Raw genomic sequence first — 10,676 nt, 5'->3', positions numbered from 1 at the left:
GAGCCAGGCGGGATCGAACCGCCGACCTCCTGCATGCCATGCAGGCGCTCTCCCAGCTGAGCTATGGCCCCACGTCGTGAGGAGCGGAATCATAGCGATGGCGTTTTGGATTGGCAAGCGAAAAATCGCATTTCATGCACTCGGCAAACGTTGATGACGCAGACGCAACGCGTTGCTGATCACCGACACCGAACTCAAGCTCATCGCCACGGCCGCCAGCATCGGCGACAACGTGATCCCAAGCGGATACAGCAGGCCGGCCGCGACCGGAATGCCGAGCCCGTTGTAGAGGAAGGCGAAGCCCAGGTTCTGGCGCATGTTGCGCACGCTGGCGGTGGACAGCTGGCGTGCACGCAGGATCCCGCACAGGTCGCCCTTGACCAGCGTGACCTGCGCGCTGGACATCGCCACGTCGGTGCCATTGCCCATCGCGATGCCGACATCGGCCGTGGCCAGTGCAGGTGCATCGTTGATGCCGTCGCCGGCCATCGCCACCTTGCGTCCCTGCGCCTGCAGCGTTCGGATCAGCGCGGCCTTGTCGGCCGGGCGCATTTCACCGTGCACCTCGTCCAACCCGAGTTCGCGCGCGACCGCTTCGGCGGTGGCGATGCCGTCGCCGCTGGCCATCACGATGCGCAGACCGTCGCGATGCAGCGCCGCGATTGCCTCGGCGGTGGATGCCTTGATCGGATCGGCCACCGCAAGCAGCCCGGCAAGCTGTCCATCGACGGCCAGGTACATCACGCTGGCAGCGGCGCGACGCAGGCCTGCGGCATGCTCACGCAGGGCGTCCAGCGCGATACCCTGTTCCTGCATCAGCGCTGCGTTGCCCAGCAGCATCGGCTTGCCGTCCACGCTGCCACGCACACCCATGCCGGTCAGCGAATCGAACGCCGCCACCGGCGACAACGGCACGCCGCGTTGCCTGGCTTCGGCCACGATGGCCGCGGCCAGCGGATGTTCGCTGCCCTGGTCGAGGCTCGCCGCCCACTGCAGCACCTCATTGACGGCGAACGGGGCGACGGCCTGTACGTCGCGGAACTGCGGTCGGCCTTCGGTCAGCGTGCCGGTCTTGTCCACCACCAGCGTATCGATCTGGCGCAGCGCCTCGATTGCTTCGGCGTCGCGGAACAGTACGCCGTGCTGCGCGGCCCGACCGGTGGCGACCATGATCGACATCGGCGTGGCCAGTCCCAGCGCACACGGGCAGGCGATGATCAGCACGGCCACCGCACTGAGCACGCCATGGGTCCACGACGGTTCCGGTCCGAACAGGCCCCAGCCGAAGAACGTCAGCACCGCGGCCAGCAGCACCGCCAGCACGAACCAGTAAGCGACCCTGTCGGCCAGGCGCTGCATCGGTGCGCGCGAGCGCTGGGCCTGCGCCACCAGCTGCACGATCTGCGCGAGCATGCTGTCATCGCCCAGGCGGTCGGCGCGGATCACCAGGCTGCCGGTGCCGTTGAGGGTGGCGCCGATCACGCTGTCGCCGACGCCCTTGCCGACCGGCACCGCTTCACCGGTGAGCATCGATTCGTCGATGGAGGAGCGGCCTTCCAGCACGGTGCCGTCAACCGGCACCTTTTCGCCGGGGCGCACGCGCAGGCGATCGCCCGGTTGCAGTTGGCCGATGTCGACATCTTCCTCGTGGCCATCCTCGCGCAGTACCCGAGCGGTCTTCGGGGCCAGACCGAGCAGCGCCTTGATCGCCGCCGAGGTCTTGTCACGCGCGCGCAGTTCCATCAACTGGCCCAGCAGGGTCAGCGAGATGATCACTGCGGCCGCTTCGAAGTACACCCCGACATGGCCGTGCTGGCGGAAGGAAGCGGGGAACAGGTCCGGCGCGATCGTGGCGACCACGCTGTAGCCGTAGGCAGCCAGCACGCCGGTGCCGATCAGGGTCCACATGTTCGGACTTCGGTTGCCGATGGACTGCGCCCAGCGCTGCAGGAACGGCCAACCGGCCCACAGCACCACCGGGGTGGCCAGCGCCAGTTCGATCCACACCCGCAGGTCGGGCGACAGGCCGCGCAACAAGGGCGTCATCGCCAGCATCGCCAACGCCATGGTGGCCACGCTCAGCGGCAGGCTCCACCAGAAGCGGCGGCGGAAGTCGGTCAGTTCGGGATTCTCGCCCTCGTCCAGGCTGGGCATCATCGGTTCCAGCGCCATGCCGCAGATGGGGCAGGTGCCGGGGCCTTCCTGCACGATCTGCGGGTCCATCGGGCAGGTGTAGAGCGTGCCGGCCGGAACCGGCGCGGCCACATGCGATGACGGATCGAGATAGCGCTGTGGGTCGGTGATGAATTTGCGGCGGCAGCCATCGCTGCAGAAGGGGTAGTCGCTGCCGTCGTGGCGGGCATGATGGGCCGTGGTGGCCGGATCCACGTCCATGCCGCAGACCAGATCCTTGACGGTCTGCGCGTCGCCAGGTGGCTTGCTGCCGCAGCAGCGGTTGCCGTGTGCCGGGACCGGGGCGGGCGCCGGCGTGCTGCTGCAGCAACTGCTGCCGCCGTGGCGGTGGTCATGGTTCATGGGCGGGACTCCGTCAGGGCGGCAAGAATCGGGCATTGCGCGAGCTCGCCGTGGCCGGGGCAGGCGTCGACCAGTTGCTTGAGCGCGCCGTGCATGCGCTGCAGCTCGACGATGCGTTGTTCGATGTCGGCCAGCTTGTGCACGGCGCTGTCGCGCACCTGGCCCATGTCCTTGCCGCGCTGGTCGCTCAGGCTGAGCAGTTCACCGATTTCTTCCAGGGTGAAGCCCAGGGCCTTGGCGCGCCGGATGAACTGCAGCCGGGTCAGGTCGTTGCCGTCGAAGACCCGGTAGCCGCCCGCGCTGCGGCGCGCGGTGGGCAGCAGGTGCTGGCGCTCGTAATAGCGCACGGTGTCGATCGGCACGCCGGATTCGCGTGCGAGCTGTCCTATGTTCATGTCCACCTCGTTGAAGAGCTGGGCGCAGCGTAAACCCTGGAGTCTGGTCAAGAGTCAAGGGTTGCTGAAGGGCAGCCTGCCGATGTCGCGCCTGGACCGAAAAATACAACTAGTTTCATAGCCGCCGCGCCGCCGCCTCCGTAGGCTCGATCAGATTCGCGGAAATCCCTTGTCCCACGTGGGTTTCGCTGGTTACAGATCTTGCTTGAGGAGCTTGCCCATGGATGCACCCTTCACCCCCCTGTCGACTGTCCCCAAGAGCGCATCGCCGGTCCTGATGGAAGTGGCCGTGCTCGAGTACCCCGGCAGCCTGAGGGCAGCGGCGCCTGTGCTGTCCGAACTGGCGCAGCGCTGCAACCGCACGGCTGCGGCCGTCAAGCGCCAGGGTGCGCGGATGCTGGTCACCCGGTGGACGCTGTCCAGCCGGGGTGTGCAGCGGGTCGCCGGTGCCGAGCTGTTCGGTGATGCGCCGCCAGCGATCGTGGTCGTGCCCGGCAATGAGCCGAGCTGGCCGCTGGCGCCGCCGGATGAGCGCATGCTGGCGTGGCTTCGCGACTGCCACGATGGCGGAAGCGTGCTGGCCGGCTGCGATGAAGGCGGGCTGCTGATGGCCGCCAGCGGCGTGTTGGCCGGACGCACGGTGAGCCTGCCGGACGTGGCGCGTTGCCCCTCGCTGGCCTCGATGGTCCCGAGCTGGTTGCAGGGTGATCGTGCCCTGGTCGATGACGGCGACCTGCTCAGTGCGTCCGGCGTGGATGCGTGGAAGTACCTCAGCCTGCGGCTGCTTGCGCGGGTGTACGGACAGAGCGTGATGGCCGAGGCGATCGCGCAGCTGCAACTGGTGATCCCGCGCGCGGTGCAGGACGACCTGGAACGCTTCAGTCCCAACTTCGCCCATGGTGACCGCTGCATCCTCAAGGCGCAGCGCTGGCTGCATACCATCGCCGCGCGCGGGGTGACGCTGCAGGACATCTGCGACTCCTCCGGGCTGGAGCCGCGCACCCTGCAGCGGCGTTTCCTCAAGGCCACCGGGCTGCGTCCGATCGAGTACTGCCAGCGCCTGCGCATCGCCAAGGCGCAGTTGTTGCTGCAGGCCGGCGGGGTAGTGGATGAAGTGTCGTGGGCGGTTGGCTATTCCGACCAGAGCGCATTCCGCCGTCTGTTCCTGCGTATCGTCGGGGTGACCCCGGCACGTTATCGCCGGCAGATCTTCGTGCAGCGTCGCGGTGAGCGCACGCGCACCAGCGTACCGCGTGATGTCGAAGAGCCGATGCGGTCTGCGGCCTGACGTCGCCGTGCCAGCAGGCAGGACGTAGATGCAACGGCGGGTACGCGCATGCGGCCTGCCGTTGTCGTATGTGCGGTTGCGGCTTGCCCGATCCGGGATGGGCTGGGACCATGCGGTCGGGGTCGATACGAATACAGGTGTCGCGGCGTGGGACGTCGCGGCACCGGAGATGGCTGGATGATGAGCAGTGTTGGCCCGGTACCGCTGGGCGTGGTGTGGGTCGTGTTGGGCGGGTTGCTGGCCATGGGTGTGGCGCGTTGGTTGCGGCCGCCGCTGCAGGACGGCCAGCCCAAGCCGGGTGCGTTGCTGCTGGACATGTTGTTGCTTGGCCTGTTGGGCGGACGCGTGGGTTTCGTGATGCTGCACTGGCGCGATTACCTGGCCGATCCATGGGCGGTGCTGCGGGTGGGTGATGGTGGCTTGCTGCCGTGGCTGGCGTTGCTGGTGGGCATCGGTTGGGGAATGTGGCGTCTGCAGCGCTGGCCAGCGCTGCGACGACCGGTGTGGGCCGGCACCGTGGCCGGGGTGCTGTGCTGGATCGGACTGTCGCTGGGCATGGCGCAGCTGCAGCAGTCACGTATCGCGCTGCCCGCGCTTACCCTGCAGTCGCTGCAAGGGCAACCGGCCACGCTGGGCGGGGAGGGCGGTCAGCCGGTCGTGGTCAACCTGTGGGCCAGCTGGTGCGGCCCGTGCCGCCGCGAAATGCCGATCTTCGCCGGCGCGCAGGCGCGTGATCCGGCGATGCGCTTCGTGTTTGTCAACCAGGGAGAAACGGTCGAGGACGTGCAGCAGTTCCTGGCCAGCGAGCGCCTGTCGCTGCACAACGTGCTGCTGGATCCTGACAGCCTGACCTCCGAACGGCTGCAGGTGCACGCGTATCCGACTACCCTGTTCTTCGATTCAAGCGGCCGTCTGCAGGGCCTGCACATGGGGGAACTCAGTGCGGCCGGCCTGCAGGCACGGCTTGACGCGCTGCGCTGAGGCGCGGCGCGTCCCCCTTTTGCTGATACCAGGAGTTGCCATGTTGTTGACATCCTCGCGCCCGCTGGGCTCCCTGCTTGCCACGGCCCTGCTGATGGCGCTGGCCGGCTGCAGCCAGGCGCAGTCGCCGCAGGCGCCCTCGGCCACCACTGCCAAGGCGACCAAGACCGTTGATCGGCCGGCCGTGCTCAAGGGCATCGAGAAGCATGGCTTCGAAGTGCTCGGCGAGTTCGATGCACCCGGTGGCCTGCGTGGGTTCGCCGGGGTGGTGGGGGGCCAGCAGCCGGCGGCCGCCTACGTGACCCCCGATGGCAAGCATGTGCTGGTGGGCAGCCTGTTCGACGAGAAAGGCGAGGAAGTGGGCGCGGCGGCAATGGAGAAGCTCGCGGCCAAGCCGATGTCCGACCGGATGTGGAGCAAGCTCGACGCCAGCGCGTGGGTGCGCGACGGTCGCGCCGATGCGCCGCGCGTGGTGTACACCTTCAGCGACGCCAACTGCCCGTACTGCCATCGGTTCTGGGAAGCAGCGCGGCCGTGGGTGGACAGTGGCAAGGTGCAGCTGCGCCACATCATGGTCGGCGTGATCCGCGAGGACAGCCCGGCCAAGGCCGCGGCGATCCTGACATCCTCCAATCCCAGCGCGGCATTGCTGGAGAACGAGCATGCGTTCGACAAGGGCGGCATCAAGCCGGTGGCGAAGCTGTCCACCGAGGTGGCCAACAAGCTCAACGCCAACCAGGAGCTGATGATCGAGATGGGCTTCCAGGGCACCCCGGGCATCCTGTTCAAGGATGACAAGGGCCTGCTCGACCGCCGCTCGGGCATGCCGCAGGGCAAGGACATGGATCTGGTGATGGGGCCGCGCTGATGCCACGGGCGGGATGAAAGGCCACGCGCCGGTGCAACGCCGGCGTGCGGTAGGTCACATTTACGGCCCGTGGCGGTTGATTTCGATCAAGGCCGAAAACGACACGCGCACTACGCTGTGTGCATGCAGACAACGTCCGCCACCACGCGTATTCACCGCGATGCAACCGTTCCGCGGTCATTGGAGCGACGGCCAGGCTTCACGGGTTGCTCACCCTGCCATTGTTACTCAAAGCGCTGGCATGCGGGCGACAACCGTCATGCCAGCCGGGATGAGGAGGGAATCCCACGCGGGCCACTACCACGCCGGCAACGTGACGGTTCAACCGTCTGCGTGATGCGCGTGCGACGCCTGCCATGCAGTACCGGGTTGTCGTTCGGACTCCTGCGCGCGTGCGTATCGGAAACCGGCGGCAAGGCTGTTCGCGGTTCATGGAGAACGTGATGCGCCTGGCTGTAGTGACCCTTGCCTGTGCGACGGCGCTGTCGTCCACACCGGCCCATGCACAGGATTCGGCTGACGCGCTTCGGCAGGAGATCCAGTCGCTGCGGCACACGCTGGCGGCGATGGAGAAACGCCTGGACGCGCTGGAATCGAACAAGCCGCCGCCAGCGGTGTCCAGTGCCGCCGCTGCCCCGCTGCCTCCGGCGACGTCGATCGCCGCACCCGCTGCACCTCCGATACCCGTCAACACGCTCGCCCAGGCTGGCGCCTCACAGGTGCCCGGTGTCGGCCAGGCCATCCTGCCACCACGTGATTCTGTGTCCGATCCGTCCTCGGCGGCCTCGCGCCCGGACAGTGCCGCCGGCCCGACCGATCCGGAGCTGAAGGGCTTTTTCGCCATCCCCGGTACCGACACCCTGATCCGCATCGGCGGCTACGCCAAGCTGGATGCGATCGCCGATTCGCGTGCGGCCGGTGATGAGGAACAGTTCGTCACCTCCTCCATCCCGGTCGGCGGTCCACACCGTGACGTATCCAACTTCACCCTGCATGCCAAGCAGACGCGCTTCAGTTTCGAAGCGCGGCGCCCGACCACGCACGGCAACCTGCGCTTCTACCTGGAGAACGATTTCTTCGGCAGCAGCGACAGCTACCAGTTCCGTCTGCGACACGCGTATGGGCAGCTCGGCAACACCTACGCAGGTTATGGCTATGCGACCTTCATGGACGCCGACAGCCTGCCCGACACGCTGGATTTCGCCGGTCCCGGTGGCGCCGGCTACCTGCTGGTGGCCGGTATCCACCACAGCTTCCCGCTGGGCAAGGGCAACACGTTGACCGTCGCCGCCGAAGATCCGGACACGCAGCTCAGCGCGCCGGGCGAGGGCATCGGTGCGGTCAACCAGGCGCCGGATGTGACCGTTACCGCGCGCATGGAGCGCAGCTGGGGCCACCTGCAGCTGGGTGCGGTGGCGCGCAGCCTGGGCTACGACGGCGATGCCAGTGATGATCGCCGCATTGGCGGCGGGCTGCAGGTGAGCGGCTCGGCCGCGGTGGGCGAACAGGACCTGCTGCTGTTTGGCGCATTGGGCGGCACGGGCCTGGCCCGTTACACCGCCGACCTGACCGGCTCGGGCATGGATGCGGTGGTGCGCGCCGATGGACGCCTTGCGCTGCTCTCGCTACAGGGCGGTTTCGTCGGCTACACGCACTACTGGTCGCCGATGTGGCGGTCCAACCTGGTCTACGGGCAGCTCAACAGCAAACGCAACGACGCGCTGGCTGCCGATGCGTTCCGCCGCAGCCGTTACGGCCTGTTCAACCTGATCTGGAGCCCGGCACCGTCGTGGACGATGGGCATGGAGCTGTTGTACGGGCAGCTGGAGCAGCAGGGCGGACAACGCGGCGACACGGTGCGGCTGCAAGGCAGCCTGCAATACAACTTCATCAAGTAGACCCCAGCGCCCGGCGCGATCGGGCCCCTGCCAGGCAAAGGAGAAAGCGTCATGGCAAAAGCGAAGAAAATCGGGGTGGTCGGTGCCACCTTCCTGGTGGCCGGCAACATGATGGGTTCGGGGGTGTTCCTGCTGCCGTCCAGCCTGGCCAAGATCGGTACCGCCTCGATCTGGGGCTGGCTGATCACCACCGCCGGCGCACTGCTGCTGGCCTTCGTGTTCGCCAAGCTTGGCAAGCTGGCGCCCAAGGCCGGCGGTCCCTACGCCTACGCGCGCGATTGGTTCGGCCCTTACATGGGCTTCCAGACCAACACCATTTACTGGTTCGCCAACTGGATCGGCAACGTGGCCATTCCGATCGCGGCGGTGGGGTATTTCAGCTACTTCTTCCCGATTCTGTCCGAGCCGCTGCCGCGCTGCCTGGCGGTGCTGGCGCTGGTGTGGGCCTTGAGCTTTGCCAACGTGATCGGTCCGTCGTTCGTCAGCAAGCTGCAGACGGTGACCACCAGCTTCGCGCTGGTCCCGATCCTGGGCATTGCGATCTTCGGCTGGTTCTTCTTCGACCCAACCATCTTCAAGGGCGCCTACAACGTGTCCGGCGAGTCCAACTTCGGCGCGGTGTCCAGTGCTGCCGCGCTGACCCTGTGGGCGTTCATCGGCGTGGAATCGGCCTCGGTGACCGCCGGCGTAGTGGAGAACCCGGAGAAGAACGTGGCGCGCGCCACCCTGGCCGGTGTATTCCTGGCCGCGGTGGCCTACATCGCCAGCTCCTCGGTGATCATGGGCATGGTGCCCAATGGCGACCTGCAGGTGTCCGATGCGCCGTTCGCGCTGGCTGCGGCCAATGCAGTGGGCGGGTGGGGCGGTGCGCTGGTCAGCCTGTGTGCCTTCGTCGGCGCGGCCGGCTCGCTTGGCGGCTGGATCCTGCTGACCGCGCAGAGCGCAAAGGCTGCCTCCGATGACGGCCTGTTCCCCAGCATCTTCAGCAAGACCAACAAGGACGACGTGCCGGTCAAGGGCGTGCTGATCGTGGCAGTACTGATGACGGTGGCCGTACTGGTCACCTCCACCTCCAAAACCGCCTCGGCGCAGTTCGATGTGATCACYTCGGCCGCCGTGGTGCTGACCCTGCTGCCCTACATCTATTCCTGCGTGGCCTGCTACTTCGTGGTCGAGCGCTCGCACACGTTGGTGCATACCGGCGCGTTCTGGCTGCTGACCAGCGTGACAGTGGTGTACTGCTTGTGGGCGATCTTTGGCTCGTCCGGCAGCATCGTCCAGTACGCCTTCCTGTTCGTGCTGTTCATCACGGTGTTCTATCCGTTCTTCAGYGAAGAGCGGCGCCGCCAGCGCGGTCTGCCCGCGCTCGATTCTGCCGTCCGCGCGACGCTTTCGTGATATTGCCCCAGGAGAATCCCCGTGTACTTCAAGTCCCTTGATTACCCCATCATCGTCATCGACGACGATTACGAGTCACCGCGGATCGGCGGCATCCTGATCCGTGCGCTGGTGGACGAGCTGCGCAAGAGCGACCAGCGCGTGCTGTGTGGCCTGACCCTGGCCGATGCGCAGGCTGGTGCGCGCACCTATGTGGCTGCCTCAGCGGTGCTGATCTCCATCGATGGCACCGAAGAGAATCCCGAGCAGTTCCAGCGTCTGCTTGCCTTCCTGCGCGAGCAGACCGCCCGCCGTGCCAACCTGCCGGTGTTCCTGTACGGCGAGCGGCGCACCATCGAGAAGGTGCCGAGCAAGCTGCTGAAGTTCGTGCACGGCTATATCTTCCTGTTCGAAGATACCAAGAGCTTCATCTCGCGCCAGGTGATGYGTGCGGCCGAAGACTACATGGCCAACCTGCTGCCGCCGTTCTTCAAGGCGTTGATCCACCACACCGCCGAGTCGAATTACTCCTGGCATACGCCTGGGCATGCCGGCGGCGTGGCGTTCACCAAGTCGCCGGTGGGACGTGCGTTCCACCAGTTTTACGGGGAAAACACCCTGCGCAGCGATCTGTCGATCTCGGTGCCGGAGCTGGGCTCGCTGCTGGACCATACCGGCCCGATCAAAGAGGCCGAGAACGAGGCGGCGCGCAACTTCGGTGCCGACCATACCTTCTTCGTCACCAACGGCACTTCCACCGCCAACAAGATCGTCTGGCACGGGACCGTGGGGCGGGGCGATGTGGTGTTCGTGGACCGCAACTGCCACAAATCCCTGCTGCACTCGCTGATCATGACCGGCGGCATCCCGGTGTACTTCACCCCCAGCCGCAACGCGCACGGCATCATCGGGCCGATCAGCCTGGACCAGTTCACCCCCGCGTCGTTGCAGGCGGCCATCGCGGCCAATCCGCTGGCCAGCAAGGCCTACAAGGCCGGTTCCAAGCCGCGCATCGCGGTGGTGACCAATTCCACCTACGACGGGCTGTGCTACAACGCTGAGAAGATCGCCGAGGAAATCGGCAGCGCGGTTGATTTCCTGCATTTCGATGAAGCCTGGTATGCGTATGCGGCCTTCCATCCGTTCTACGAGAACCACTACGGCATGGMCAAGGGCAAGCCGCGCGAGCAGGATGCGATCATCTTCACCACCCATTCCACCCACAAACTGCTGGCCGCGTTCTCACAGGCCTCGATGATCCATGTTCGCAATGCGGCCAGCCGCGCGCTGGACGCCGAGCGTTTCAACGAAGCCTTCATGATGCACACCACCAC

The 10,676-nt window shown here is 66.6% G+C and carries 8 protein-coding genes; 6 read left to right on the top strand and 2 right to left on the bottom strand.

Going from position 1 to position 10,676, the window contains the following annotated elements:
* Window positions 1-132: 132 nt before the first annotated feature.
* Together AC1DQP_RS10930 and AC1DQP_RS10925 are read right to left on the bottom strand one after the other, a co-directional pair.
* Window positions 133-2,535, bottom strand: coding sequence for a heavy metal translocating P-type ATPase (locus tag AC1DQP_RS10930; protein ID WP_457319663.1), 2,403 nt, complete (start codon window positions 2,533-2,535; stop codon window positions 133-135).
* A complete protein-coding gene (locus AC1DQP_RS10925) occupies window positions 2,532-2,930 on the bottom strand; it encodes a heavy metal-responsive transcriptional regulator (RefSeq protein WP_457319662.1) in 399 nt (132 codons plus the stop codon). Before AC1DQP_RS10925 ends, AC1DQP_RS10930 begins: the two co-directional genes overlap by 4 nt.
* Before the next feature lie 220 nt (window positions 2,931-3,150).
* Between AC1DQP_RS10925 and AC1DQP_RS10920 the strand changes: the two genes are divergently transcribed.
* The 6 genes from AC1DQP_RS10920 to AC1DQP_RS10895 all read left to right on the top strand — a co-directional run.
* Window positions 3,151-4,218: a GlxA family transcriptional regulator gene (locus tag AC1DQP_RS10920; RefSeq protein ID WP_457319661.1), complete on the top strand. Its 1,068-nt coding sequence runs from the start codon at window positions 3,151-3,153 to the stop codon at window positions 4,216-4,218.
* A gap of 180 nt (window positions 4,219-4,398) precedes the next feature.
* Complete coding sequence (locus tag AC1DQP_RS10915) at window positions 4,399-5,199, top strand: TlpA family protein disulfide reductase (protein WP_457322212.1); 801 nt, start codon at window positions 4,399-4,401, stop codon at window positions 5,197-5,199.
* 40 nt (window positions 5,200-5,239) lie between these two features.
* Window positions 5,240-6,067, top strand: a complete 828-nt coding sequence (dsbG, locus tag AC1DQP_RS10910) for a thiol:disulfide interchange protein DsbG (protein ID WP_478051585.1) — start codon at window positions 5,240-5,242, stop codon at window positions 6,065-6,067.
* A gap of 443 nt (window positions 6,068-6,510) precedes the next feature.
* On the top strand, window positions 6,511-7,965 hold the full coding sequence (locus tag AC1DQP_RS10905) for a DcaP family trimeric outer membrane transporter (protein ID WP_478051584.1): 1,455 nt from the start codon (window positions 6,511-6,513) through the stop codon (window positions 7,963-7,965).
* Window positions 7,966-8,016: 51 nt separating this feature from the next.
* Window positions 8,017-9,363 carry an arginine/agmatine antiporter gene (gene adiC, locus AC1DQP_RS10900; RefSeq protein WP_256774159.1) on the top strand — a complete coding sequence of 449 codons (1,347 nt, stop codon included), beginning with the start codon at window positions 8,017-8,019 and terminating at the stop codon, window positions 9,361-9,363.
* A gap of 21 nt (window positions 9,364-9,384) precedes the next feature.
* Window positions 9,385-10,676 (top strand): Orn/Lys/Arg decarboxylase N-terminal domain-containing protein (locus tag AC1DQP_RS10895; protein WP_478051583.1); only part of this gene is annotated, 1,292 nt, incomplete at its 3' end.

Source organism: Stenotrophomonas sp. P5_A8 (assembly GCF_056400545.1).
Note: the sequence above shows the minus strand (reverse complement) of the source record. Positions and strands in the feature narration are given on the sequence as shown.

Coding starts and splice junctions, on each gene's coding strand:
- AC1DQP_RS10930 (WP_457319663.1), bottom strand. CDS start 2,535: ATGAACCATGACCACCGCCACGGCGGCAGCAGTTGCTGCAGCAGCACG.
- AC1DQP_RS10925 (WP_457319662.1), bottom strand. CDS start 2,930: ATGAACATAGGACAGCTCGCACGCGAATCCGGCGTGCCGATCGACACC.
- AC1DQP_RS10920 (WP_457319661.1), top strand. CDS start 3,151: ATGGATGCACCCTTCACCCCCCTGTCGACTGTCCCCAAGAGCGCATCG.
- AC1DQP_RS10915 (WP_457322212.1), top strand. CDS start 4,399: ATGAGCAGTGTTGGCCCGGTACCGCTGGGCGTGGTGTGGGTCGTGTTG.
- dsbG (WP_478051585.1), top strand. CDS start 5,240: ATGTTGTTGACATCCTCGCGCCCGCTGGGCTCCCTGCTTGCCACGGCC.
- AC1DQP_RS10905 (WP_478051584.1), top strand. CDS start 6,511: ATGCGCCTGGCTGTAGTGACCCTTGCCTGTGCGACGGCGCTGTCGTCC.